This is a genomic window from Alkalihalobacillus pseudalcaliphilus, assembly GCF_028610675.1.
GTDB classification, from domain to species: Bacteria; Bacillota; Bacilli; order Bacillales; family Bacillaceae_D; genus Alkalihalobacillus; species Alkalihalobacillus pseudalcaliphilus.
Genome location: NZ_JAQQWS010000002.1, coordinates 10,205 through 35,905 on the forward strand (window position 1 = coordinate 10,205; position 25,701 = coordinate 35,905).

A 25,701-nucleotide genomic window follows, 5' to 3' on the forward strand; every position below is an offset into this window, starting at 1 on the left:
TTTCGCCTCCCTTATCTGCACATTAAACGCCTCTTTGTGCAGATACTCGCTCTTTCGTTCTCTTTTTCTCCTTCGGTGTAACCACTTCGCTTTCTTATTCTCACTTTCCCCTACCGCGATATTCTCGCCTCCACATCCTCAACTCTTCACCCACCTTTTCTCCCCAGCATGAAAAAAACCTCCAGCAGACATGATTCGTCTGTTGAAGGTTTCATTTTATCGTGCCTCTTTTTATAAAAATCGCTCTTATTAAAGTTGGCCGAGTTCTTCTTTGTGTAGAATTTTTAATTCATGACTTGGGTGATCAGGGACATCGTGACAGTGGCGACAGCGTGGTTCATAGGCTTCTGATGCTCCAACAAGGACTACTGGGTCTTTATAGGATGCTGGTTTACCATTGATTAGACGCTGTGTGCGGCTAGCAGGACAACCACAGCTTGCACATACAGCCTGCAATTTCGTCACTTCTTCCGCTAAAGCTAACAATTGTTGAATTGGTCCGAATGGCTCTCCTTTAAAATCTTGATCGAGTCCGGCTCCGATGACACGAATACCTCGATTGGCCAGTTCCTGACAAACATCGATAATTTGTTGGTCAAAAAATTGAATCTCATCTACAGCAACGACTTGAACATGTTCATCAAGATTCTTTAAAATATCAACTGAACTCTCAACTGGCATAGCCATTACTTTTGTGCCATTATGTGATACGACTTCATCTTTACTATAGCGATTGTCGATAAGCGGTTTAAATACTTGGACATGAATTTTGGCAAATGTCACTAAACGCACTCTTCGAATGAGCTCCTCTGACTTGCCAGAAAACATACTTCCACAAATTACCTCTATCCATCCTTCTCTTTTCAACATTCTGGTCCCACCTCATGTTCCATCTATTTGAGCCTGTCCTCATTTATGTATCAACACATGATTCCGATTCATTCGTTCATGCTACTTATTATTGTGAAATATAGAAAAGAGAGAAAAAAAACAGGCAAGCGAATTTCTCTTGCCTGTTTCTCTTAACCCATTACTTAAGGTTGTATTTTTTCTTAAAGCGGTCAACACGGCCACCAACATCAGTAAGTTTTTGCTTACCAGTGTAGAATGGGTGTGAATCTGCACTAATCTCAACCTTTAATAGTGGATATGTGTTACCATCTTCCCACTCGATTGTTTCAGCAGATCCTTTTGTAGAACCACTTAGAAATTTGAAACCTGTGCTTGTATCCATGTAAACTACTTTTTGGTAGTTAGGATGAATGCCTTGTTTCATTTCTTTCAACTCCTTTTGCCCTGAATCTCTTCGAAACAGAGTTAATCACACATGACGAAATTATATCAATATGAAGCTTGTTTTGCAACATAATTTCATGTAAAAAAATCATATTCTCTCGGTAATACTTTCAGCCGGTAACCAAACTAGCATCAGACCAAGGTTCTTCCTTATCCTATTCCACCAATTCCCTTATTTTCTACGAGATTGACCACTCATATCCTTAGCCATTTCATCAAAAAATTCGACATTGGTTTTCGTATCACGAACACGTCGGATGAATTTATCAACAAAGTCAGGTGTATCATTCATCGTTTTACGAATAGCCCAAAGCATGTCTAACTGCTCTTTTGGCATGAGCATTTCTTCTTTTCTTGTGCTCGAACGACGAATATCAATCGCAGGAAAAATACGACGCTCAGCAATTTTGCGGTCTAAATGAAGCTCCATATTACCTGTACCTTTGAACTCCTCAAAAATAACATCATCCATACGTGAGCCTGTTTCCACTAAAGAAGTTGCTAAAATTGTTAAGCTACCGCCTTCTTCAATGTTTCTTGCCGCACCGAAGAAACGCTTTGGACGATGAAAGGCTGCCGGATCAATACCACCAGAGAGAGTACGTCCACTTGGAGGAATCACGAGGTTATAAGCACGAGCAAGGCGCGTGATACTATCCATTAAAATGACGACGTCTTTACGATGTTCTACTAAGCGCATCGCACGTTCTAAAACAAGTTCAGCTACTTTAATATGGTTTTCTGGTACCTCGTCAAAAGTCGAACTAACCACTTCCGCTTTAACCGAGCGCTCAATATCGGTTACTTCCTCTGGACGCTCATCAATGAGTAAAACAATGAGTTCTACATCTGGGTGATTATCAGCTATACTATTGGCGACTTCCTTCATTAAAGAGGTCTTACCTGCTTTTGGTGGTGCAACAATGAGGCCACGTTGACCAAAACCAACTGGAGATATCATATCAATAATACGGGAAGAAACACGACCTGGCTTCGACTCTAAATTAATTTTCTCTTCAGGATAGAGGGCTGTTAAGGCTGGGAAGTGTGGTCGTTCTTTTGACGTTTCGGGAGCTTCTCCATTTACAGCTTCGACATGTAGTAATCCATGATAACGTTCGTTCTCTTTAGGTGGTCGAACTTTTCCTGATACCTTATCACCATTACGTAAGTCAAAACGTCTAATTTGAGAGGCTGAGATATAAATATCCTCTGAGCTCGGTCGATAGTTAATCGGTCTTAAAAAACCAAAGCCTTCTGATTGAATAATGTCTAGTACACCTTCCATAAACATTAAACCATCTTGTTCTGCTTGTCCTTTTAAGATCGCAAAAATTAATTCTTTTTTCGTTAATTTACTGTAGTAGGAAACTTTAAATTCTCTAGCAAGCTCATAGAGTTCTTTAAGTTTCATACTTTCTAATTCTGCAATATTTACACTACTCATCATGACACCACGTTTCTATAATAATAATAAAAAACAAATTAGCTTTGCTTTTATTTAGATTAACCATTATCATATTGGTTTTTGTTAAATTTGGAAAAAATTGAAAAAGTAAATGAGTGATACTCTTTAGTAAAAGAGGATGATTGAATGAAGTTAAGTTATGTTAGAGGTCTTCCGCTGTATAATATGACTTTCTCATTGAAATGTCAAACCTATTACTTTATTTTAACCATAAAAGTCTCATTTATTCAATAGCACACAGAAAAATATTGACTTTCTATGATGAAAAAAGCCTTTTTGAAATCCAACTTCCAAAAAGGCTTTTTTCGAACCATTTGCTCTATTAACGAATAACTAAGTCTGGTTTCTTTTTCATGCTGTGTTTTCCATCGATGAATCGGACCGTACCAGATTTAGCTCGCATGACTAGAGATGATGTTGTCGCTGAACTTCCTTTATACATAACCCCTTTTAGAAGCTCGCCATCTGTAACTCCTGTAGCCGCAAAAATACAATCGTCACCTTTAACAAGGTCACTTAGCTGTAGAACTTTATTGACATCTTCGACACCCATCTTCTTGCAACGCTCGAGCTCTTCGTCCGTTTGAGGTAATAAGCGGCCCTGGAAGTCTCCACCTAGACATTTTAAGGCTACAGCTGCAATAACACCTTCTGGAGCACCACCTGAACCTAACATAATATCTACACCCGTATCATCAAACGCTGTGTTAATAGCCGCAGCGACATCACCGTCACCGAGTAATTTAATTCGTGCTCCGGCATCACGAACTTCTTGAATGATTTTGGCATGACGCTCACGGTTTAAAATAGTGACAACTAAATCTTCAATATTTTTATTTTTGGCCTCTGCTACAGCTCTTAAATTCTCAATGACAGGAGCATCAAGACTAACCTTACCAACAGATTCAGGTCCAACAGCAATCTTCTCCATATACATGTCTGGTGCGTGTAAAAGATTACCGTGATCAGCAACCGCTAATACAGCTAATGCATTCCACTGCCCTGCTGCGACGATATTTGTCCCTTCTAAAGGGTCAACGGCAACATCAACACGAGGACCATAGCCGTTTCCTAATTTTTCTCCAATATACAGCATTGGGGCTTCGTCCATTTCTCCTTCACCAATAACAACAGTCCCTTTCATTGGGATCGTGTCAAATACATCGCGCATGGCTTCTGTTGCTGCTCCATCGGCAGACTCTTTATCTCCACGTCCCATCCATCTTGCTGATGCTAGTGCGGCTGCTTCCGTTACACGGACAAGCTCCATTGAAAGGCTTCTTTCCATTCTTGAATCTCCCCTTTAATTTTCAATCAATATTGATGTTAATCATGTTTGTCTATCTAACTGTTTGTTTCTTAAATTGGGTACATTTCTAGCTTAAAATACAACAAATGAAAACGCTCACTTTTGTTAGTTTTTCACTTGGTCCATTTCTTCATTTGTCATTTCTTCACGCCATATCTTTGCACCTAAACCCAATAGCTTTTCTTCTAAATCTTCGTAACCTCGATCAACATGTTCAAGACCGGTTAATTCTGTAATTCCATCTGCCATTAATCCAGCAATCACAAGTGCCGCTCCAGCTCTCAAATCACTAGCTTTCACCTTGGCTCCTTGTAACATCGTTTTTCCGTTAATCAGCGCGGAACGACCTTCTACTTTCACATTGGCACCCATTCGACGAAGCTCGTCAATATGTTTAAATCGTGCATTATAAATCGTATCCGTCACGAGGCTTGTACCTTCAGCTTGCGTTAAAAGGCTTGTAAATGGTTGTTGCAAGTCGGTAGGGAATCCTGGATATACAAGGGTTTTAATATCTACCCCCGTTTTCTCACCGATCCCACAAATCTCTACTTGATCATCGCGAACGTCTACTTTTACATTCATTTCTCTCAATTTAGCAATCAAAGATTCTACATGGTACGGAATAATATTATCAACCACAACACGTTGCCCAATGGCAGCCGCTAAAATCATATACGTTCCTGCTTCAATTCGGTCTGGAATAATCGAATGGCGGCATCCATGTAACGATTCAACACCATCAATTCGAATGACATTTGTTCCTGCACCCTTAATACGAGCTCCCATATTTGTCAATAAGGTAGCTACATCAATAATTTCAGGTTCTTTTGCAGCGTTTTCAATAATGGTTTGACCTTTAGCTTTGACAGCCGCAAGCATGATATTAATCGTCGCTCCTACACTCACAACATCAAGGTAGATTTTTGCTCCAACTAATTCATCGGCACGTAAATAAATAGCCCCTTGCTCATTCGTCACTTTAGCTCCTAAAGCTTCAAACCCTTTGATGTGCTGATCAATCGGTCTCGGTCCTAAATTACAACCACCAGGTAAACCAATGACCGCTTTTTTAAATTTGCCAAGCATGGCCCCCATTAGATAGTAAGAGGCACGCAGCTTCTTGACACGACCATTAGGTAATGGCATGGCAAACATTTTTTCTGGATTAATTTGAATCTCATGTTCATCATTATCTAATTCAACATCTCCACCTATTTCTCTTAAAAGCTCAGCTAGAAGCTCTACATCTGAAATCGTTGGGACATTGTCTATGGTCACAGTTGAATCTGCTAAAATAGCGGCAGGAATTAGTGCTACTGCACTGTTTTTGGCTCCACTAATTTGTACAGTACCTTCTAAAGGAAGGCCACCTTGAATCATTAATTTATCCATAATCGCATCCCTTCTATGCTTGTGCTAATGGAATACATACTTGATGTACTTTTTTTACCATTATAACCATCTGCATGAAAAAGTAACGAGTGACACACCGTTTTATTGATTATTTCTTAGCATTATTTCTTGAAAACTTTACTGACATACTTTACTTATATTACTTGGATTCGGCTCACTCGGCAAATAAGGCATTGCCTATGTGTTACGTGCTTTTTTGTTATTGATCATCCGTGCGGACTGAAAGCCAAGTAATCACTTGGCTATAGTCCATACAGCATTATTTATTCCAGTCTGCTAAAAACTTCTCAATCCCTTGATCGGTTAACGGGTGTTTCGTTAATTGCTTAATGACGTTAAAAGGAATCGTTGCAATATGTGCTCCTTTTAATGCTGCTTCAGTAACATGCACAGGGTGTCTAACAGAAGCGGCAATAATCTCTGTATGAAGGCCATGCACGTTAAAAATTCCAGAAATTTGTTCGATTAATTGTAAACCATCAGCTCCAATATCATCTAAACGTCCTAAAAATGGTGATACATAGGTCGCTCCAGCTCTTGCTGCAAGAAGTGCTTGGACAGCTGAAAATACGAGGGTTACGTTTGTTTTGATACCTAATTCGGAGAAGGCATGCACTGCTTTAAGTCCTTCTGTTGTCATTGGTACTTTCACGGTTACGTTTGGTGCAATGGCAGCTAATTCTTTTCCTTCTTCAATCATTCCTTCTGCGTCTAATGCAATGACTTCTGCACTTACAGAACCTGAAACAAGATCCGTGATTTCCTTAATTCTGTCATGGAAATCAACGCCTTCTTCTTTTGCTACTAAAGATGGGTTTGTCGTTACGCCTGCAAGAATCCCTAAAGCATTTGCCTCTTTAATTTCTTCTAAATTCGCCGTATCGATAAAAAATTTCACTACTCTTCACCTCTACCCTTGTTTTTGTTTTTATATGAAAGTTCAATGGGTGATGCACGGAAACTCGTCAAGTTCACTTCCAGTATGACAGGTACGACTAATCATTAAGCTCAAGAGCTCATTGTGACATCATGCCACTTGAGTAATTAACACGTTCGGCCTTTTTCGTGTCGTTACTCTTTGAATTCACCCTAGTATCTGCACTTTATGAGTCTGTTTGTTCATTCTCTCATCGAATTCAACCTGGCCTCTGCACAAACACGGAAACCAGGTCGATCTTTCGAGCTTTGAAACACGGAAGGAAAAGGTGAATGTTGGCTCGCCTTTTCCTTCGCAGTCTTATTTATTAAGCACGATTTGAAGAACCGAATTCACGCATTTTTCCTTGAACTGTCTCTTTGATTGCATCGCGAGCAGGTCCTAGGTATTTACGTGGATCATATAGATCCGGCTTTTCTGCCAATACTTCACGTACTGCGTTGGCAGACGAGATTTGGCTTTCCGTGTTTACATTAATTTTTGCGTGACCGTATTCAATTGCTTTTTTGATATCGGCTGTTGGGATACCCGTTCCTCCGTGAAGAACTAATGGAATACCAACTAGTGAATCAATTTCTTGCATACGATCGAAACCAAGGTTTGGCTCACCTTTATAAGGTCCGTGAACAGAGCCTAATGCCGGTGCAAAACAATCAACACCTGTTGCGGCTACTAACTCTTTACATTCTGCAGGAATTGCATAAGCCGCTTCAGCATCAGATACAATAAGGTCATCCTCTTGTCCACCGATACGTCCAAGCTCTGCTTCAACAGAAACTCCTACTGAATGAGCGATTTCCACAACACGTTTTGTAATTGCGATATTTTCTTCTAATGGATGATGAGAGCCATCAATCATTACAGAAGTGAAACCAGCGTGGATAGCTTGTACACATTTCTCTAAGCTTGAACCGTGATCAAGGTGAATCGCCACTGGTACAGTTACATTGTATTCTTCCATAAGAGCTTTAACCAAACTGACAACCGTTTTGAACCCGCCCATATAACGAGCAGCCCCTTCAGAAACACCAAGAATTACAGGTGATTTCTCTTCCTCAGCTGCTTGTAAAATTGCTTGTGTAAATTCTAGGTTGTTTAGGTTAAACTGACCTACTGCATAACTTTCTGCCTTTGCTTTGTTAAGCATTTCTGTCATTGAAACTAAAGGCATGTCCATTCCTCCTTAGAATATCCATTTCAAAAATAACGCTCGTCCTACCGAGATTTCCTTATTTAACAAGTTACCCGAATCCAAGAGTAAATATCCAATGATGAATACCTATGTATAAAAACCTTTTAAATAAGATACTTGAGTTGGTAAGATGGAACGTGTTCATTATATCACAATCCTACTATAAAAAAACGTCCCTGCGCTTGATATTCCTTGACTTTTTTTCATTTTACACAAAGAAAACGCTTCCCTAGATTTAGAAAGGGAGCGATGAATTTCTTAGTTAAAAATAGTTTCTCGAATGACATTTCTCACATCATCAATGTCAAAAGGTTTGGAAAAGTGGGCAATAGCCCCTGCATCTAGAGCTTGGTTAATTAAATTTAGCTCACCATATGCTGTCATCATAATGACTTCAACCTCAGGATGTGTTTCTTTAATTCTGTTTAAAATTTCAAGACCATCCATCCCAGGAATTTTCATATCTAATAAAACGAGGTCTGGATTTTGTTGATTGACAATTTCTAGTGCTTGAATACCATTTGGTGCTTGAAAGACTGAATAACCGTCCTTTTTTAAAATTTCGCTTAATAAGACACGAATTCCATATTGATCATCGACAACTAAAATCTTTTTATCTGCTGACATGATTCACCCTCACTTTTCTTTGATCCTATTTTAACAGCTCTTGTTAAATGCGAACACCCACAAAATCGCGATAGCCTGTTCTTGACTCTTGTTAGTTATTCGATTTCCTTACGACGATTCCTGCTTATGTCTACGTGCATTCTTTCAAGAACCACGTTTAATTTACACTCATATGTTTAAAATCACTTAAACTCCTTTCGCTGAATCACTACTCTTCATCGAATCTTGGATGATTTCTTTTTCAATATGGTTCTGTTTACGCTATAATGCAGGGACTATTAATTCGTTTTGGAAGGTGTGTAGGGTCTGATGATTCAAATTTTTACGACACAAATACAAGGTTTAATGAAACAAATTCAAACTAAACAAGAGGAAGCGATTGAAGATGGGGCTCGCTTACTGGCCCAAGCCCGTGTTGGCGACGGGTTTATTTATATTCATGGCGACCTCGAGATGAAAGCCGTTGAAATGGAAGCCTTATATGGCGCGGATCAGCTGCCCCATATAAAACCACTTCAGGTGAATGGACAACTTGCTGATGTTGGAATGAATGACCGTATCTTGTATATTAGCCGGAATTCTGAAGAGCCTAAAGCCATTGAAACCCTAAAACCTTTAAGTGAAAAAGGGATTCCTATCGTCGCAATGGGCACGGTTTTTGATGAAGACGAACAAGATAGTGTTCATCATCTAGCTGATGTTTTCATTAATCTTCAGGTAAAAAGAAGTCTCGTTCCGCTTGATGATGGAACAAGAATTGGGTACCCCGCCTCACTTGTTGCCCTTTATACGTTCTTTTATCTCTCGCTTACCTTAAAAGAAATTTTAGCTGAATATGCAGATGAGTAAATTCATCCAATAAAAAAAGCTGCGCATAAGCGACAGCTTTTTTGTTTTTAATGATTTAATGAAGCACCGATAAAGTCACGGAAAAGCGGTTGTGGACGTGTCGGTCTAGAGATGAACTCTGGGTGGAATTGAGATGCAATGAAATACGGGTGATCAGCAACCTCAATAATTTCTACTAAACGGCCATCCGGGCTTGTTCCAGAAAAGATAAACCCTGCTTTCTCCATTTGCTCACGATATTCATTATTAAATTCATAGCGATGACGATGACGCTCATAGACCACTTGCTCATCATATGCCTTGTAAGCAATCGAACCTTCTACTAATTTACATGGATATAAACCAAGACGTAGTGTACCCCCCATGTCTTCTACATCTTTTTGTTCAGGTAACAGATCAATAATCGGATAAGGCGTCTCAGGATTTAACTCAGCTGAGTTAGCTCCTTTCAGGCCAAGAACGTGACGTGCAAATTCAATTGATGCTAATTGCATACCTAAGCAGATTCCTAGGAAAGGTACTTTATTTTCACGAGCATATCGAATCGCCGAAATTTTCCCTTCAATACCTCGGTCACCGAATCCACCTGGCACTAAAATACCGTCGGCTTCTTTTAATAAATCCGCTACATTTTCATCTGTTACTTCTTCAGCATTTACCCAATCAATTTGGATATCTGTATCAAATGAATAACCGGCATGACGAAGAGCTTCCGCAACAGATAAATAAGCGTCTTGTAAAGCCACGTATTTACCAACTAATGCAATGCGTACTTTATTGGAAAGATTTTGTACCTTATTTACTAAACCTGTCCACTCCGTCATATCTGCTTCTTGACATTTTAGCTTCAAGTGATTACACACGATATCATCTAAGTGCTGTGCTTGAAGGTCAAGTGGTACTTGGTACAATGTATCCGCATCACGAGCTTCAATAACAGCATCTTTGTTGATGTCACAGAACAAAGCGATCTTCTCTTTCATATCTTGTGGTACAGGTAATTCAGTACGAACAACAATGACATTTGGTTGAATACCTAAACTTCTTAACTCTTTAACACTATGCTGTGTCGGCTTTGATTTCATTTCACCAGCCGCTTTTAAATATGGAATTAATGTACAGTGCACATACATAACATTATCTGCACCTACATCACTTTTAATTTGGCGAATGGCTTCTAAGAAAGGTAAGCTTTCAATATCACCAACGGTACCACCGATTTCCGTAATGACAACATCTGCATTTGTTTCACGACCTGCACGGAAAACACGCTCTTTAATTTCATTTGTTACGTGTGGAATAACTTGTACAGTTCCACCTAAGTAGTCACCACGACGCTCCTTTTTTAGTACAGAGGAATAAATTTTCCCTGTTGTTACGTTACTATTTTGGCTTAAATTAATATCAATAAAGCGCTCATAGTGCCCCAAGTCTAAGTCAGTCTCTGCACCATCATCGGTTACATACACTTCACCATGCTGATAGGGACTCATCGTACCTGGGTCCACATTAATATACGGGTCAAATTTTTGAATGGTTACTTTTACACCACGGTTTTTTAATAATCTTCCTAAAGAGGCAGCAGTAATTCCTTTTCCTAATGAAGATACAACGCCACCTGTCACAAATATATACTTAGCTGACATACTATTCTCTCCTTCTCACTTTTAATATAACTATCATGAATGCTGTTCACCTTATTATTTCCATCTATCGGAAAATAAAAAAACAAAAGTGACACTTCACCCATAAATTGGGGGCGAACACTTTTGTTTTATCTATAAAATCATATATCATTTTCTAAAGCCCAAAAATGATTCTACCTAGAACGCAAAAAGAAGTCAAGTGAATCTGCAAATAAAAAAATGGCAGTTTCCTTTTACCTGCGATGTATCATCAATTACTTATCTGAATCCTCGTCAGAGTCATCCTCGTCATCCACGTCGTCAAAATCATCTTCCATGTCTTGATCGTCCTCACTGTAGATGTCTTCTTCTTCTTTATCATCTTCGTCTTCATCTTCGTCTTGAGAGATTTCATCTAGTTCATCTTCTAAATCCTCAAACTCATCTTCTTCATACTCTTCATCTAAGAACTCGTCATCTTCAGCGACTTTAGCTTTCTTCTTAGGTTTAGAAACAGAAGATGTAATTTCTTCCTCCACTTGCTCAAGCGGATACCATGCTCTCAAACCCCATAGGTTATCTCCAAGCGTTAAGAAACGACCATCAATATTCAGATCTGTATACAAAAAGCTAATACGTTCTTTGACTTCCTCATCTGACATTTCTTTTAAAGAAGCTATTTCTGCCATTAAAATATGGTAATTGAACGGCTCTTTTTTCTCTTGCATTAATAAATAAGCAAGCTCCACCATGGAGTATTCAGCTAAATCTTCTTTTTTTATATCGGCAATTCTCATGTAGAGACACTTCCTTTCCAAACTTCAATCTATCATTCTTTCCTTACTAACCGAAATCATACTCCCCATTATAAACACATTTCCACAAATTATGCTAGATACGCACAGAAAAAACTAATTGAAAAAAATGAGAAGAAGCTGGATTCATCAAAATAGCTTTAAAAACCTTTATGAGCCTTCCCTTTTAATAAGTGATCGGTCTGCCAATTGATATATTGCTCTAATGTGTATGACTTTCTTAATGCCCACCTTCTAAATGTCCACATTTGTCCTTGAACCAAAATATTGTGAGCGAATAAATGAATCTCCTCTTCATTCATTTCAAGCTCTTTATGTCTGACACACTCAATGATTAATTCTTCAAGAATCTTCGCCATTTCTTGTTCCTTTTCTAGGACATATTTTAATGAATCTTTTGGTAACGCCTTAACTTCCTGATACATGACAAGCACTTCATCAGCCATATCATCAACAATTTCAAAATAAGCTCGAATTGCTAACTTAAGGCGAGATAATGCTGTTCCCTCGTCTGATAGTTGTTCCTTCAAACGCTTCAAAACTTCTAAATAGATATCGTCACAAACGAGGTACAGAATATCCTCTTTTGCTCCAATATATTCATATAACGTACCAATACTGAATCCTGCCTCACGAGCAATTTCTCGTGTTGTAGTTCGATGAAAACCTTTTTCAATAAAAAGTCGAACAGCCCCTTTAACCATTTGAGCACGACGCACTTTAATTAACTTCTGGTCCTTTACAACAGAAGGCACTTTATTCGTATGTAACATCCTATCCCCAACTTTCTGACAAATCCTATATTTTCTTACATCATACAAGAAAAAATCTAATTTTCAAACTATTTATCATAAAACGATGTTTGTCCAAGTGTTGACTGTTGACATACCTACGCCTGCTGTTCGTTTAGGTGCGACTCACTTTATTTAATTCAGTGGAGTTCGGTTGTAAGATTCACATTAATCTAGTCGGCGGTAGTTTTTTGATTTTATTGTGGTTTACGAGGCACTGAGTACTAGCTTTTCATCTTCAATGCTACGTATTTTCATTTCCGCAGCATTGAGCTCTGATTTCCCCACTTCTTTGCTGATTAACTCTAATGTTTCACTATAAATAGGACATACTAATTTTATTACCCTTCTTCTTAGAGGTGTTTAGTTATTAACTATAGAGGAGCTTAACATCATGTTTTATGTCGTTATCGTTTTATCTATGAGCTTTATTCTTTTTTTATTAGTAAAAGCAGATTTTCATTTTGGGAGAAAGTCTTTGTTGATTTCTGAGAGGCCTGTTCACCTTGAGATGAAAACAGCAGAGCTGAAGCTTTTTTCTACAGGTGATGAGTTCATCACTCACTTACAGCAAGATTTATTTCATGCCCAAAAACATATACATATTTTATTTTATATATTTCGCGACGACCATATCGGACACAAAATGATTGACTTATTAGAGACAAAGGCGAAACAAGGTGTCACCGTTCGATTATTAGTCGATATGTTTGGCTGCAAAATGTCCTGGAATTGTAGAAGGAAACTCAAAAAAGCTGGTGTACAGTTTAAACTTTCTCCCCCGCTCGGGTTTCCTTACTTTTTCTTTAAATTAAATCAACGCAATCATCGGAAGATTGTTATTTGTGATGGGCAAATCGGTTATTACGGCGGCTATAATATTGGCGATGAATATTTAGGGCGTGATCCTAAATTCGGCAAATGGCGCGATCTTCATATTCGTATGGAAGGTGAGGCACTCAAAGAATTACAGCGAAGCTTCTTGAATGACTGGGAAGATGCCAATCGTAGAGCTTTTAAAGAGACGAACCTTTTAAACATACGTTCTAGAGGAACGAGTGATATGGAGCTATTCCCATCTAATGGCTTCTTTCTTGAAGATACACATCTCGAACATATTAATAAGGCTCAATCATCCATTACGCTTGCAACCGCCTATTTTATTCCGAGCGAAAAGTTACAGCAAGCTCTTTTGCAAGCAGCTGCACGGGGGGTAAATATTTCAATTATCGTACCAAAGGAGAGCGATCATCCTTTCGTACGAGAGGCGGCCTTTCCATATTATCAGGCTCTATTACTTGCTGGGGTGCAGATTTTCCAGTATTACCGTGGTTTTTTCCATACTAAAGCGATTGTATTTGACCATTCCGTTGCCTATATTGGTACAGCAAATTTTGACAAAAGAAGTCTTTTTACAAATCTCGAACTTAATTCTTATATTTATGACGAAGACTTTGTTGCTGAAGTGAATCTAGTCCTTCAATACGATCGCTCCATTTCACACCCACTTACGATTAAAGAATGGGAGCAGCGTAGTTTATGGTTTCGAATGAGAGAACGAATAGGGACACTATTTTCCTCATTTTTGTAATAAAAAAAGTGGGAGTTCCCCACTTCCCACTTTTTTCGGTTTATTGTGAAAAAGTTCAGCTTAATCCTTCAACCCCAAAAGTGAACATAAATCTGATAGCCACTAAAAATACCGACAACACCCATTACCCCTGAAATCGTCGGTGGTGATGGGATCGGTAATTTGATAAAAGCAAATAGCAAACCGACAACAAGACCCGCAATAAGTGCAAGTACTATTTCTTGCATGGATAACCCCTCATTTCCAATTAAGTTGCTCTCTTTTTACTATTTGCACTTTTAATTTACTTATTCACCATACCACTTCTAAGATAAACCAAATAATCATCACCATTTGAATAAAGCCCTTCGCCAATGTCCCACTTAAGAAAGCCATCAAGGAAGCAAATGCGACTTTTAAAGCGTGGCTCACATCTTTCACAGACCATAACTCTGTGAAAAATACGAGGACAAATGGAACAATGACAACACCAAAAGGTGGAATAATGAATGAACCAATAATAACACCGACTGCAGCCATCCGCTCGCCCCATTTTGAGCCACCGTAACGTTTGACAAAGTATTGACTCGCAATGATATCAGCCACAAATAAAAGAACGGTAAATACACCCATGCCAATCCAAAACCATATCGACAAATCACTAAAGCTACCAATACCGAATCCGTAAATTAAAAAGCCAACCCAAAGCACGAGCACCCCAGGAATTAACGGAAAAATAAGACCGACAAAGCTAAGAATGAAACAAATAATAATAAGAATCCACCAAACGATATCCACACAATCCCCTACCCTCTGAACAAAATAAACAACATACGGCTACTACTATTTTAAAAAAGGGTATTCATGCTCCCATACATGATATACCCTTTTTCTTTCTATTACATTTTTTCTGGGGCCTCAACGCCTACTAAGGCTAAAGCATTTTTAATGGTTACTTGTGTAGCTTTCATTAGAGCCAGTCTGGCAATGGTTTTCTTTTCATCTCCTTCATCAATAACACGTTCCGCATTATAAAAGCTATGCAACGTTGCAGCTAGTTCATGAACATAATTAGTTATACGATGTGGAATTTGCTTGGCTGCTGCCTCACTAACAACGGCAGGAAAATCACCGATTACTTTTAGTAGCTCATATTCCTTCTCCGTTTGGATAACCGACAGATCAACGTTCTTGTCAAAATTTAACCCTTTTTCCGCTCCTTGGCGAAGCATTGTACAAACTCGAGCATGAGCATATTGAACATAATAGACCGGATTTTCGTTTGATTTCGATACAGCTAAGTCCATATCAAAGTCTAAATGGGTATCCGCACTACGCATCGCAAAGAAATATCGAGTCGCATCAATGCCGACCTCTTCCATTAGATCACGTAAAGTAACAGCTTTACCTGTACGCTTACTCATTTTCACCTTTTCGCCACCTTGATAGAGGCTCACCATCTGAATAATTTCTACGTCCAACTGGTTCGGCTGATAGCCTAAAGCTTGAATAGCTGCTCTCATTCGAGGAATATAGCCATGATGGTCTGCACCCCAAACGTTAATGAGCTTGTCAAAACCACGATTCATTTTATCTTGGTGATACGCAATATCTGGTGTTAAGTATGTGTAGCTACCGTCATGTTTGATTAAAACTCGGTCTTTATCATCTCCGTATTGTGTTGAACGGAACCAAGTGGCACCATCTTGCTCATAAGTTTCGCCTTTTTCTTTTAAGACAGCTAAAGTTTCCTCTACTTTTTTACTGTCATACAACGAAGTTTCAGAAAACCAGCTATCGAATTCGACACGGAAGGCTCCGAGGTCTTGTTTAATTTTTTCTAACTCTTTCTTTAAACCATAAGTACGGAAAAATTGATGACGCTCTTCTTCAGGTAACTTGGTTAACCCGTCCCCTTTTTCCTTGGCAAGGTCTTGACCGAAATCAATAATATCTTGGCCGTGATAGCCATCTGCTGGCATCTCTTTGTCGATACCTAACGCTTGATAATAGCGAGCTTCTAACGAATAAGTAAGATTATTAATTTGATTGCCTGCATCGTTAATGTAATACTCACGCTCTACGTTAAAGCCTGCTTTGGCTAAGATGTGACTAAGCGAATCACCTACAGCTGCACCACGAGCATGTCCTAAATGAAGTGTTCCTGTAGGATTTGCCGATACAAACTCAACTTGAATTCGTTCACCTTGGCCATAATCGGATTCTCCATATGTTTCTGGATTTGCTAACACGGTTTTAATTACATCACGTAAATAACCTTTATCCATGAAAAAGTTAATGAATCCTGGCCCGGCGATTTCAACTTTTTCAATCATTGCCGCTTCGTTGTTTAATTGTGACGTAAGCTCTTCAGCAATTTGTCTCGGAGCTTTTTTAGCTACACGCGCTAGCTGCATCGCCATATTGGTCGCATAATCGCCGTGAGCCTTATCCTTTGGTGCTTCTAAGACCACACCAGGCATTGTTTCATCGTTTGCTAAATCAGCCCTTTTAACTGCTGCGATAATTTCTTGTTTTAACTTTTCTTTTAACTGTTCCACACTGTTCATTTCAATTTGTCCTCCTCTAATGTTAAACGCACTTCATGTGTCCCTGTATCCTGACCTTGTAATAAGAAATGATATTTCAAATGAATTTTACCTTTTGTTTTTCCTTTCGGCCATACAACAAGAACCTTTTCTGTTGTTGCTGTCGTCTCCCAAGAAATATCAGGAGTCACATAACGTCCAAAGGTTTTTTCCCCCTGTACAAAGGCTTGTCTCATTAAAATGGTACCTTGCCTAATTAAGGTTAATTCTTGACCATTCCACTTGATCGTCGTTTGAACTTGTTCGTTATTTCCGAAGGTTTCTTCAAACCGTAAATATTCTGATGAGCCTTTTCGAAAAAGTAAACCACTCGTCGTGAATTCATATACTTCTTTGTGCTCACCTTGGTCAATAGCCGTTCGAAACCTTAGTTTAATTGGTTTTTTTATAACAGTTTCCATTACTCGCACATCCTTCTCTTTTATCAGTTTAGCGAGTTTACTCTAGCCATGCAAGATTTGATGTTCGCCACTTAGATTCTCTTATAGTTTCGCCAAAATTGCGACGTTTTAAAGTCTTATTCTAATGTGCCACGAATCTCTTTTTTGTCGGTGGTGGCTGGGTGGTGTGCTAAGACTTTTTGTAAGTGCTCTTACGGGCCATTTCCCAAAAAACGATGGGCTACGGCTAAATAGGAGCATCCTTAAAACCATTTATAAACGAAAAGCCACCAAGAAAAAACAAACCATACTGAACTCTGATGTTTACATTTATTCGTTACCATAATAAAGAGAGGCTGTTCATACCAGCCCCTCTATTTGTAGCTATTTCTTTTTATTTAACAAAACCAAGAAGCATTTCACGAATCATTTTGCTCGCTGTGATCTGAGTTTGTTCAGAGTGGTCATAAATTGGAGCAACCTCTACTAAATCCGAACCAACGACTTGGACCTCAGATTGTGCAATAGCCACGATCGCATCCAATAACTCTTTGGATGTAATTCCGCCAGCTTCAGCAGTACCCGTGCCTGGGGCGTGAGCTGGATCTAATACATCGATGTCAATTGTCACATAAACCGGTCGGCCAGCTAGCTTTGGTAATACTTGTCGTAAAGGCTCCAATACTTCAAATTTGAACATATTCATGCCGGAGTCTTTAGCAAATTGAAACTCTTCACGCATTCCAGAACGGATACCAAATGAATATACATTTTCCGCGCCAATTAACGAGCAAGCTTTTCGGATGGGCGTCGAATGAGATAATACTTCTCCTTCATATTCCTCTCGTAAATCAGCATGTGCATCAAAATGCAAAATCGCGACATCCGGATGTTTTTTATGAATGGCTTTAAATATAGGCCATGAAAGTAAATGCTCACCACCCAAACCAAGTGGGTACTTTCCATCAGCTAATAGCTTATCAACAAAATCCTCAACCATATCTAAGCTTTTCTTTGCATTGCCAAAAGGAAATGGAATATCACCTGCATCAAAATAAGCAACTTCCTCTAAGTGTTTGTCCATATAAGGGCTGTATTCCTCTAAACCTAATGAAGCTTCACGAATTTTAGCTGGACCAAATCTTGAACCAGGACGGAATGATACGGTCCAATCCATGGGCATTCCATAAATAACCGCTTGACTTTCTTCATATGTTGCTCGACTCATGATAAAAACTTTCCCAGAGTATGATTCATCAAATCGCATATCTCAGTACTCCTTTATTTCAGTAAATCCGCAACAAATTTAGGTAGTGCAAACGCGGCATTATGAAGTTCTTTTGTATAATACTTTGTATCGATTTCATGGAAACGTTCATCAGCAATTTTTAACGGATCGTGTTTTTTAGAACCGATTGTAAATGTCCATAAACCACTTGGATAAGTTGGAATGTTGGCTGTGTAAAGATTCGTTATTGGGAAAATTTCCTTCACATCGTTGTAGACTTGTGTAATTAAAGCTTGGTGGAACCATGGGTTGTCTGTTTGGGCAACAAAAATACCGTCTTCCTTTAAAGCTTTAGCAATACCTACATAGAAACCTTTTTCAAATAATTTCACTGCTGGTCCAACTGGCTCTGTTGAATCTACCATAATGACATCGTACGCATTTTCAGATTCAGCAATATGCATGAAACCATCGGCTACTTGCACATCAACACGGGCATCATCTAATGCTCCTGCAATGGAAGGTAAAAATTTCTTTGAGTATTCAATAACTTTTCCATCAATTTCAACAAGTGTCGCTTTTTCAACGGAAGGATGCTTTAATACCTCACGAATGACGCCACCATCTCCTCCACCAACTACTAAAACATGCTTCGGGTTAGGGTGTGTAAATAACGGGACATGGGCAACCATTTCATGATAAACAAACTCATCTTTTTCTGTAGTCATAACCATGCCATCAAGTAAAAGCATATTCCCAAATTCTTCTGTCTCAACAACATCTAATTGCTGAAAATCTGTCTTTTCTGAATGCAATGTGCGCTTAATACGTGCTGTGATACCAAAGTTCTCTGTTTGTTTTTCTGTAAACCATAATTCCATTTCAATCACCTCGATTATATATTTCTTCTTTATCGTTTTAAATAAACGTTTAATTAAGAATTCTCATTTGAAAAGTGCGTAAGAAAAAGCTGCCCAAAAAAGATTGGACAACAAGAGAAAGTATATAACAAAAGTGCTAAAAAGCAAATGAAATCTTTTTAGGATGCGTGTTTTATTTTGGGTGAAAGTTGGTGCGAATATAGTGCACGACTCGTCGCTACCGAAAATGATGCTCCGCATCCTGAGGGGTGGCGCTGAGCTAACTGGCTACGCCAGTGGATCTTAGCTCTGCCACTAGGTCCCGCGGGAGTCTCCGCATAACTCGCCCGCTTGGGTTACAGTTAATCTCAAGGTAATCATTATCCCAAAAGTGACTTTCATTCCTGTTGGTGATGAGTTGCTTTGCAAGTCATCATGGCAGTTTTGTATGAAAGTCTAATGCCTGATGCTCATTTTTCGAAATAACTTGACATACGGTTTTGAATGGTGTTTCGATTTTCAAAACTTCACGCAGTGACGTGAAGTAGCCAAGCGAGCTTGGCTAACGGTCCAAAAAAGCTTGGATTTTAGACACTAATCCTGATGGGTTACTACTCTCTCTTTTTTGTTGGTGGCGAAGTGGATGAGGCTTCGACTTGTGATTTTTTAAGTTCGCTCTGGGCATGGGGGAACGTTCCATCAAAGAGTTCTAAACGGTAAAATCGCGGCGGAGCTCAGATTACGCTTTTGCTCGGGCTTCCTAACTCTTTTTCAGCTCGCAACCCCGCGATTCAGCTTTTGCTCGGGCTTTCTCCCTCTTTTCCAGCTCGTAACCCCGTGATTCAGCTTTTGCTCGGGCTTTCTTCTCCTTTTTCAGCTCACAACCCCGTGATTCAGCGTTTGCTCGGGCTTTCTCCCTCTTTTCCAGCTCGTAATCCCGTGATTCAGCGTTTGCTCGGGCTTCCTAACTCTTTTTCGGCTCGCAACCCCGTGATTCAGCTTTTGCTCGGGCTTTCTTCTCCTTTTTCAGCTCGCAACCCCGCGATTCAGCTTTTGCTCGGGCTTCCTAACTCTTTTTCGGCTCGCAACCCCGCGATTCAGCTTTTGCTCGGGCTTTCTCCCTCTTTTCCAGCTCGTAACCCCGTGATTCAGCGTTTGCTCGGGCTTCCTTCTCTTTTTCTGCTCGCAACCCCGTGATTCAGCGTTTGCTCGGGCTTTCTTCTCCTTTTTCAGCTCACAACCCCGTGATTCCGTGTTTGCTCGGGCTTCCTTCTCTTTTTTCTGCTCGCAACCCCGTGATTCAGCTTTTGCTCGGGCTTCCTAACTCTTTTTCAGCTAGCAAACCCCGCGATTCAGCGTTTACTCGTGCTTCCTCTCCCCTTTTCAACTCGTAACCCTGCCATTCCGCTTTGGCTCGCTACCGCTTAGTCATACACTATATTCTTGTTAGTGATGGCTGCAGGTCACATCAATAATTACTTGTTGGCAGATGTTTAAAAATGCCTTCATTTACCAATCCTAATAAAAAGTCTTTTTGTATGACGGTTCGTGTTGATAATCCGGTACGGTTACTTACTCAACGCCATTGAATGTCATACCTTATTGGTTATTTATTATATTTGGAACGGTTGAGGTGTTCGTTATGCAAGTGGTTGTTAGTCGAAGGTCACGGCGACGTAAAAGTTTATTCCGAAGAAGCTTTCGTCTCCTTTTAATAGGGTTGCTGCTTGTGGCGGCTAGTGCGATCGCTTTGCTTTCTTATACGAGAATGCTTGGAGCCCCTAACCTTGAAGTATCGCAAACGACGTTCATTTATAGTGAAGATGGAGAGGTAATTGGAGAAAGTCATAGTGGTCAAAATCGTTACCCTGTTGAGTTAAGTTATATGGATACCGACATTATTCATGCAACGATCGCTGTTGAAGATAGGCGCTTTTATGAGCACCTTGGCTTTGATCCAAAACGAATTGGTGGTGCTATCGTTGCCAATCTTAAATCAGGGGCTAAATCTCAAGGGGCAAGTACAATTACCCAACAATATGCCCGTAACCTTTATTTAAGTCATGAAAAAACATGGAAGCGTAAGTGGAACGAGCTACTTTATTCCCTACAACTTGAAATGAACCTCGAAAAGGATGACATTCTCGAGGGTTATTTAAATACCGTTTATTATGGTCACGGGGCTTATGGTGTAGAGGCAGCGGCTGAATATTATTTTGATAAAAAATCAAATGATCTGTCTGTGGCCGAGGCAAGTATGCTTGCGGGAATTCCTAAAGGTCCAACTTATTACGCTCCTACAGGGGATAATTTTAATGAAAGCACTCAAACAGGACGCGCCAAAGAACGGCAATGGGTTGTCCTCCAGTCAATGGTGGCAAATGGCAACTTAACTTCTAAGGAGGCAGAAGAAGCCTTTCAAGAAAACTTAACGATTACGGAAACAAAACCGGTCTCTACAGAAAGAGTTGGACCGTTTTTTCAAGATATCGTTGAAGAGGAAATCTTAAATAAGGGTATTCTGGAGCCTAGTCAGTGGAATGCAGGTGGCTTTAAAGTTTTCACAACATTGGATACGAAGATGCAAAAATCGGCTGAAGCTCAAATTGAAAATGAGTTAGTTGACCCAGACGTACAGATTGGCTTTATGGCAATGGATCCTACCACAGGGGATGTAAAAGCTCTTGTGGGCGGTAGAACCTATGAGGGTAAGGGTAGTTTCGACCGTGCTATTGAGGCGAGAAGGCAGCCCGGCTCGACTTTAAAGCCTTTTCTCTATTATGCAGCCCTTGAGAATGGCTACACGCCAACTACTACATTAAAGAGTGAAAAAACGGGTTTCCTTTACCCAAATGGGGATAAAACGAAGGAAAGTGATTATTATTGGCCCAATAATTTTAATACAAGATTTGCTGATGATTATATTACCATGATTCAAGCATTGGCCTACTCAGACAATATCTATGCACTGAAAACGCATTACTCAATCGGTTTTGATAAGTTGGCAGATATAGCCACTCGTGTTGGTATCGAAACGAATATTAGCACAAGCAATCCCTCTGCCGCACTTGGTACAACGGAAATAACTTTATTAGAGCTCGTTACAGGATATAGCACTTTCGCTAATGGTGGCGATCGGGTTCAACCTCGCTTTATTACAAAAATCGAGACGATGAGTGGGAAAATCATTTATGAAAATCCTGTTGTAAAAGAAGCTGACGTTTTAGACGAAAATCTTACGTTCATTATGACGGATGTTATGAAGTCGATGTTTGATCGGAGGTTGAATGATTATACGTCTGTGACAGGCGGTTCTATCGCTACATTGCTCGATCGACCTATCGCAGGTAAGTCAGGATCGACGGAATTTGACAGCTGGATGATTGGTTATACGCCACAGCTTGTAACCGGCGTTTGGACCGGTTTTGATTATGGGAAAAAGCTTGATTCTCAAAATGCCCAAGTACCGAAGCAAATATTTGCAAAATTTATGAGAGAAGGCCTACAAGGAGATTTAAAATTACAGTTCCACCAGCCAAAAGGTGTGACTGCTCTAGAAATTGATCCTTTTACTGGTTATCTACATTCCGAATCTTGTCCGGGTCCTGCGAGGCTGACTTATTTTGTTCCCGGGACGGAACCTAAAGAAACATGTCCGAGTGATCAAGATGATCTGGAAGAGTCCATTGAAGAAAATGCCGAAACGAAAGAAAGCTTCTTGGAGCGCTTTTTGAAGTGGTTCCAATAAACCAACATGCATCAATGAGTGGGTATACCAACACTTGTTGATGTTTTTTATGGCATAAAACAATAAAAGAGCTGTCTCTTGGTTAATTTAACCAGAAGAAACAACTCTTCGTGTCCTAGTATAACGTGATATTATACGTATCAAGTTTACCCCCTCTGAGGCAAAAGCTCAAGTGAAGGAGTGAAGTTTCAAAAACCGTTCATATTTATTTTGGATTACATCTTGACTTTCGCATACGGATTCGTTCGAAATAGACAAACTACCCTTTTTAATAAAGGTGTCATTGTTTTTGAACTTTTAGAGCTGTTATTTCAGCAGTGATTTTTTTAGCTCTTCTTCAGAATGGTTCCACATAGCTTCATTATGATTCTTGAGAAAATCCGCTAGAAGATGACGGGATTTTTGATCCATATGTTCAACAATCAGCTTCCCTTTTAACGATTTATCCATGTTATTTACGTGTTCAGGTAAACTCTTATACCCTCGGCGTATTTCTGTATCTACAGTCATTTCACAACCCGTTACCCCTCCGTAATAAGGCTTACTGTCTTTGTGTAAAATCGTAACCCAAACAAGCCAGTAGAGCTTGCCATTTGGCACTTTATCTTTTTCTTTTAAAAATTTAATTCTTCTTTCTACTTGAGACCTCGCGTGAAGTGCCCCCATATCTACAAACACATCTGATTCTGCTGGATCAACAAATACAGGTGTGACGTTATCAAGATTTAATGTTCCTGCTCCATAACCTTTATGACCATCTAATGAATCATTGCTTAAGATATTAAAAGATGTTTTTTTCTTTTTGATATTATCGTTGTTTAATAAATCCATGAAGTACCAACCTCTCTTTACGAATTTTCCTAGCACTATCGTTTCTAACATTTTATCACAGACCTTGGTGAGATACACATGGTTCGCTTTCTTTTTGTTGGTGGCGAAGCGTATCAGCTTCGCCATGTGGGTATATGTGGACGTCAACTATCGACTCCTTCTTGTTCTTTTTCTGGCGTGATCCTGTCGACCAAAACTCCTCGCCGAAATCTTTTTAACCTTTTGGGCTTATTTAACGATAAATAACGATAGAACCTACACTAATTACAAAAAAATGGTTCATTATAGTATATAGAACTATTTGTCATTATACAGAAGTTATAATTACTTCATTTAATATAATCAAATGTCACAAAAAAATATGTGGATATTTCGGATAATTAGGATTATAATCATTTTGCTAATAGAAAAATAAGGAAGATTAGGGGGCAATTTGATGATTAAGAAGTTGGTTATGTTATTTCTACTCATACTTGGAATGACTACCACCATTCCTTTGTATGCAAACGCGGCTGTGAATGAAACAGAATTAAATGCTTTTCTTAAAGAATTAGAATGGACAAAAGAACAACTGGTGTCCTATTTGGATATAGAATGGGAACACACACTTGATGATTTTGAGTCAGTGGAAGAATTAAGAGACTGGCTTTCACCTGTCATCGACGAAGAAATCCTTCAACAAATTTTAGATGAATATGGCATCTCCGAATCCTATTTACTTCAATTTTTGAAAGAACAAAATAAAACTCTAGCTCATTTTAAGTTTTATGATGATTTGTTTTATTACTTGAGTGATACTCTTGAGATAGATGAGCAACAATTAGCTGAATTTCTTAATGAGCTTAATTGGACGGAAGAGGACTTAGAGGAATATCTAGCGACTTGGGGTATGAGTATTTATGAATTTTCTACAGTTGGTCAAATCAAGAATTTTTTAGGTGATTTACTTAATGAAGAAAATCTTGATGAGCTTTTATCTGATTACGGATGGACAAGAGCTCAACTTGATGCTCAACTTAAAGCAGACGGTCTTACTTTAGCTGAATTTAAATTTTATGACGACTTAAAGGAATATATGTACAGCTTTTTAGAGATTGATGTAGAAGAATTAGCGACATATCTACAATCAATCGGGTTAACTCGTGATGAGTTTGACAATTACTTATGGTATCAATATGAACTGACAGTTGATGATTTTCGTACTCTAGAAGAGCTTCAAGACTTTTTAGGTGAACTCCTTACCGAAGAAAATCTCGTTAATCTTTTAGATGATTATGAGATTACTAGAGATGAATTAGATGAGCTTCTTGCGGAATACGGGTTTACGATTGAAGATTTTATCTTCTATGATGACTTGGATATGTTCTTATGGGACGTACTCTTACAATGGGATTGGGACTTGGAAGATTTATTAGATGCAGAAACCGCTGCACTTTTCAAACGAATTGGCTTAGAAACTTATGAACTTGAGAATATTTTCATCCATCTATTTGAACAACTTGAGGAGTCTCCGTCTTTATGGGATGAAGTAGAAAATCTTTACTATTTTCTAGAAGAATATGAAGGTGTCGAGGCAAGTGATTTAAGCATAGCTGAACTCATCCATTTTGCTAAAACAGCTAAATATTATTTAGATGTCTTTCAGTTTGATGTTTCTTTTGCAATTAGAGAAAATGGAATAGATACACCACTGTCTTTTCAAAACTTGTTAACATTGGCTTCTCTTAATGACGATCAAAAATTAGTCATCTCTTTATACAGTAAGGGAGGTTCATTATTAGCGGACTTTCTTTTTGATAACGAGTTATTAGGACTTAAACCGCCAACTATTGAAAAGCCGGATGAGGGCAAGCAACCTTCCAAACCAAAACCGAATCACCCAGAAGTTGAACAGCCTATCAAAGATATTCCGTTAAAAGATCATGATAAGCAAACCTCAACTGACAGCGAAAATGGACAAACCTTACCAAATACAGCAACTGAGAATTACACATTTATCTTCATTGGCACAGCTTTACTTGCGTTAGGATTCCTATTATGGACATTTCGACGTATTCGTTTTACTCACTAATAAGGCATGTGAGAGGTAATTGTATCTTTTTCTTGCTATACTTACATGAGACTAACCTTGTCGTTAGTCTCATTATTTT

Annotated in this window: 24 protein-coding genes; 6 read left to right on the forward strand and 18 right to left on the reverse strand. The window is 39.1% G+C overall.

Annotated features, from left to right (window positions below; genetic code table 11):
- Positions 1-249: 249 nt before the first annotated feature.
- The 8 genes from PQ479_RS06760 to PQ479_RS06795 form a co-directional block, all read right to left on the reverse strand.
- Positions 250-870 carry a thymidine kinase gene (locus tag PQ479_RS06760; RefSeq protein ID WP_047986948.1) on the reverse strand — a complete coding sequence of 207 codons (621 nt, stop codon included), beginning with the start codon at positions 868-870 and terminating at the stop codon, positions 250-252.
- Between the two features lie 160 nt (positions 871-1,030).
- Positions 1,031-1,276 carry a type B 50S ribosomal protein L31 gene (locus tag PQ479_RS06765; RefSeq protein ID WP_047986947.1) on the reverse strand — a complete coding sequence of 82 codons (246 nt, stop codon included), beginning with the start codon at positions 1,274-1,276 and terminating at the stop codon, positions 1,031-1,033.
- Positions 1,277-1,468: 192 nt separating this feature from the next.
- Positions 1,469-2,743 carry a transcription termination factor Rho gene (gene rho / locus PQ479_RS06770; protein WP_047986946.1) on the reverse strand — a complete coding sequence of 425 codons (1,275 nt, stop codon included), beginning with the start codon at positions 2,741-2,743 and terminating at the stop codon, positions 1,469-1,471.
- A gap of 343 nt (positions 2,744-3,086) precedes the next feature.
- Complete coding sequence (gene glpX / locus PQ479_RS06775; RefSeq protein ID WP_047986945.1) at positions 3,087-4,052, reverse strand: class II fructose-bisphosphatase; 966 nt, start codon at positions 4,050-4,052, stop codon at positions 3,087-3,089.
- 126 nt (positions 4,053-4,178) lie between these two features.
- Entirely contained in the window at positions 4,179-5,468 is a 1,290-nt protein-coding gene (locus PQ479_RS06780; protein ID WP_047986944.1) for a UDP-N-acetylglucosamine 1-carboxyvinyltransferase, read from the reverse strand.
- A gap of 280 nt (positions 5,469-5,748) precedes the next feature.
- Positions 5,749-6,387, reverse strand: coding sequence for a fructose-6-phosphate aldolase (gene fsa, locus PQ479_RS06785; RefSeq protein WP_047986943.1), 639 nt, complete (start codon positions 6,385-6,387; stop codon positions 5,749-5,751).
- A gap of 346 nt (positions 6,388-6,733) precedes the next feature.
- A complete protein-coding gene (gene fba, locus PQ479_RS06790) occupies positions 6,734-7,597 on the reverse strand; it encodes a class II fructose-1,6-bisphosphate aldolase (RefSeq protein ID WP_047986942.1) in 864 nt (287 codons plus the stop codon).
- 279 nt (positions 7,598-7,876) lie between these two features.
- Complete coding sequence (locus PQ479_RS06795) at positions 7,877-8,245, reverse strand: response regulator (RefSeq protein ID WP_047986941.1); 369 nt, start codon at positions 8,243-8,245, stop codon at positions 7,877-7,879.
- A 309-nt stretch (positions 8,246-8,554) separates the two neighbouring features.
- Here PQ479_RS06795 and PQ479_RS06800 point away from each other — a divergent pair, with 309 nt between their 5' ends.
- Positions 8,555-9,094: a DUF2529 family protein gene (locus tag PQ479_RS06800; protein ID WP_047986940.1), complete on the forward strand. Its 540-nt coding sequence runs from the start codon at positions 8,555-8,557 to the stop codon at positions 9,092-9,094.
- A gap of 47 nt (positions 9,095-9,141) precedes the next feature.
- Here PQ479_RS06800 and PQ479_RS06805 read toward each other — a convergent pair whose 3' ends face one another.
- The 3 genes from PQ479_RS06805 to PQ479_RS06815 form a co-directional block, all read right to left on the reverse strand.
- On the reverse strand, positions 9,142-10,740 hold the full coding sequence (locus tag PQ479_RS06805; RefSeq protein ID WP_047986939.1) for a CTP synthase: 1,599 nt from the start codon (positions 10,738-10,740) through the stop codon (positions 9,142-9,144).
- A 254-nt stretch (positions 10,741-10,994) separates the two neighbouring features.
- Positions 10,995-11,516, reverse strand: coding sequence for a DNA-directed RNA polymerase subunit delta (gene rpoE / locus PQ479_RS06810; protein WP_047986938.1), 522 nt, complete (start codon positions 11,514-11,516; stop codon positions 10,995-10,997).
- Positions 11,517-11,674: 158 nt separating this feature from the next.
- Positions 11,675-12,307 (reverse strand): TetR/AcrR family transcriptional regulator, encoded by a 633-nt coding sequence (locus PQ479_RS06815; protein ID WP_047986937.1) that lies wholly within the window; start codon positions 12,305-12,307, stop codon positions 11,675-11,677.
- Positions 12,308-12,719: 412 nt separating this feature from the next.
- Here PQ479_RS06815 and cls point away from each other — a divergent pair, with 412 nt between their 5' ends.
- Positions 12,720-13,916: a cardiolipin synthase gene (gene cls / locus PQ479_RS06820; RefSeq protein WP_047986936.1), complete on the forward strand. Its 1,197-nt coding sequence runs from the start codon at positions 12,720-12,722 to the stop codon at positions 13,914-13,916.
- 68 nt (positions 13,917-13,984) lie between these two features.
- Here cls and PQ479_RS06825 read toward each other — a convergent pair whose 3' ends face one another.
- From PQ479_RS06825 to speE, 6 genes are all read right to left on the reverse strand, one after another.
- Positions 13,985-14,143, reverse strand: coding sequence for a XapX domain-containing protein (locus PQ479_RS06825; protein WP_047986935.1), 159 nt, complete (start codon positions 14,141-14,143; stop codon positions 13,985-13,987).
- A 64-nt stretch (positions 14,144-14,207) separates the two neighbouring features.
- Positions 14,208-14,693, reverse strand: a complete 486-nt coding sequence (locus tag PQ479_RS06830) for a DUF456 domain-containing protein (RefSeq protein WP_047986934.1) — start codon at positions 14,691-14,693, stop codon at positions 14,208-14,210.
- Positions 14,694-14,794: 101 nt separating this feature from the next.
- Positions 14,795-16,465: an arginine--tRNA ligase gene (argS, locus tag PQ479_RS06835; RefSeq protein ID WP_047986933.1), complete on the reverse strand. Its 1,671-nt coding sequence runs from the start codon at positions 16,463-16,465 to the stop codon at positions 14,795-14,797.
- Positions 16,462-16,905 carry a YwiB family protein gene (locus PQ479_RS06840; protein ID WP_047986932.1) on the reverse strand — a complete coding sequence of 148 codons (444 nt, stop codon included), beginning with the start codon at positions 16,903-16,905 and terminating at the stop codon, positions 16,462-16,464. The genes argS and PQ479_RS06840 overlap by 4 nt, the downstream gene beginning before the upstream one ends.
- Before the next feature lie 373 nt (positions 16,906-17,278).
- Positions 17,279-18,151 (reverse strand): agmatinase, encoded by an 873-nt coding sequence (gene speB, locus PQ479_RS06845; RefSeq protein WP_047986931.1) that lies wholly within the window; start codon positions 18,149-18,151, stop codon positions 17,279-17,281.
- Positions 18,152-18,165: 14 nt separating this feature from the next.
- Positions 18,166-18,993, reverse strand: coding sequence for a polyamine aminopropyltransferase (speE, locus tag PQ479_RS06850; protein WP_047986930.1), 828 nt, complete (start codon positions 18,991-18,993; stop codon positions 18,166-18,168).
- Between the two features lie 726 nt (positions 18,994-19,719).
- Between speE and PQ479_RS06855 the strand changes: the two genes are divergently transcribed.
- The 3 genes from PQ479_RS06855 to PQ479_RS06865 all read left to right on the forward strand — a co-directional run bounded on the left by PQ479_RS06855 (position 19,720) and on the right by PQ479_RS06865 (position 22,720).
- The gene (locus PQ479_RS06855; protein WP_273716871.1) at positions 19,720-20,169 is read left to right on the forward strand and encodes a hypothetical protein; all 450 of its coding nucleotides are present in this window, start codon (positions 19,720-19,722) and stop codon (positions 20,167-20,169) included.
- On the forward strand, positions 20,166-20,366 hold the full coding sequence (locus PQ479_RS06860) for a hypothetical protein (RefSeq protein ID WP_273716873.1): 201 nt from the start codon (positions 20,166-20,168) through the stop codon (positions 20,364-20,366). Before PQ479_RS06855 ends, PQ479_RS06860 begins: the two co-directional genes overlap by 4 nt.
- 335 nt (positions 20,367-20,701) lie before the next feature.
- Positions 20,702-22,720 (forward strand): transglycosylase domain-containing protein, encoded by a 2,019-nt coding sequence (locus PQ479_RS06865; protein ID WP_273716875.1) that lies wholly within the window; start codon positions 20,702-20,704, stop codon positions 22,718-22,720.
- A 306-nt stretch (positions 22,721-23,026) separates the two neighbouring features.
- Here PQ479_RS06865 and PQ479_RS06870 read toward each other — a convergent pair whose 3' ends face one another.
- Entirely contained in the window at positions 23,027-23,551 is a 525-nt protein-coding gene (locus PQ479_RS06870) for a YwhD family protein (protein WP_047987066.1), read from the reverse strand.
- A 436-nt stretch (positions 23,552-23,987) separates the two neighbouring features.
- Here PQ479_RS06870 and PQ479_RS06875 point away from each other — a divergent pair, with 436 nt between their 5' ends.
- Complete coding sequence (locus PQ479_RS06875; RefSeq protein WP_047986926.1) at positions 23,988-25,622, forward strand: processed acidic surface protein; 1,635 nt, start codon at positions 23,988-23,990, stop codon at positions 25,620-25,622.
- Positions 25,623-25,701 lie beyond the last annotated feature (79 nt).

Coding starts and splice junctions, on each gene's coding strand:
- PQ479_RS06760 (WP_047986948.1), bottom strand. CDS start 870: ATGTTGAAAAGAGAAGGATGGATAGAGGTAATTTGTGGAAGTATGTTT.
- PQ479_RS06765 (WP_047986947.1), bottom strand. CDS start 1,276: ATGAAACAAGGCATTCATCCTAACTACCAAAAAGTAGTTTACATGGAT.
- rho (WP_047986946.1), bottom strand. CDS start 2,743: ATGAGTAGTGTAAATATTGCAGAATTAGAAAGTATGAAACTTAAAGAA.
- glpX (WP_047986945.1), bottom strand. CDS start 4,052: ATGGAAAGAAGCCTTTCAATGGAGCTTGTCCGTGTAACGGAAGCAGCC.
- PQ479_RS06780 (WP_047986944.1), bottom strand. CDS start 5,468: ATGGATAAATTAATGATTCAAGGTGGCCTTCCTTTAGAAGGTACTGTA.
- fba (WP_047986942.1), bottom strand. CDS start 7,597: ATGCCTTTAGTTTCAATGACAGAAATGCTTAACAAAGCAAAGGCAGAA.
- PQ479_RS06795 (WP_047986941.1), bottom strand. CDS start 8,245: ATGTCAGCAGATAAAAAGATTTTAGTTGTCGATGATCAATATGGAATT.
- PQ479_RS06800 (WP_047986940.1), top strand. CDS start 8,555: ATGATTCAAATTTTTACGACACAAATACAAGGTTTAATGAAACAAATT.
- PQ479_RS06805 (WP_047986939.1), bottom strand. CDS start 10,740: ATGTCAGCTAAGTATATATTTGTGACAGGTGGCGTTGTATCTTCATTA.
- rpoE (WP_047986938.1), bottom strand. CDS start 11,516: ATGAGAATTGCCGATATAAAAAAAGAAGATTTAGCTGAATACTCCATG.
- PQ479_RS06815 (WP_047986937.1), bottom strand. CDS start 12,307: ATGTTACATACGAATAAAGTGCCTTCTGTTGTAAAGGACCAGAAGTTA.
- cls (WP_047986936.1), top strand. CDS start 12,720: ATGTTTTATGTCGTTATCGTTTTATCTATGAGCTTTATTCTTTTTTTA.
- PQ479_RS06825 (WP_047986935.1), bottom strand. CDS start 14,143: ATGCAAGAAATAGTACTTGCACTTATTGCGGGTCTTGTTGTCGGTTTG.
- argS (WP_047986933.1), bottom strand. CDS start 16,465: ATGAACAGTGTGGAACAGTTAAAAGAAAAGTTAAAACAAGAAATTATC.
- PQ479_RS06840 (WP_047986932.1), bottom strand. CDS start 16,905: ATGGAAACTGTTATAAAAAAACCAATTAAACTAAGGTTTCGAACGGCT.
- speB (WP_047986931.1), bottom strand. CDS start 18,151: ATGCGATTTGATGAATCATACTCTGGGAAAGTTTTTATCATGAGTCGA.
- speE (WP_047986930.1), bottom strand. CDS start 18,993: ATGGAATTATGGTTTACAGAAAAACAAACAGAGAACTTTGGTATCACA.
- PQ479_RS06870 (WP_047987066.1), bottom strand. CDS start 23,551: ATGGATTTATTAAACAACGATAATATCAAAAAGAAAAAAACATCTTTT.
- PQ479_RS06875 (WP_047986926.1), top strand. CDS start 23,988: ATGATTAAGAAGTTGGTTATGTTATTTCTACTCATACTTGGAATGACT.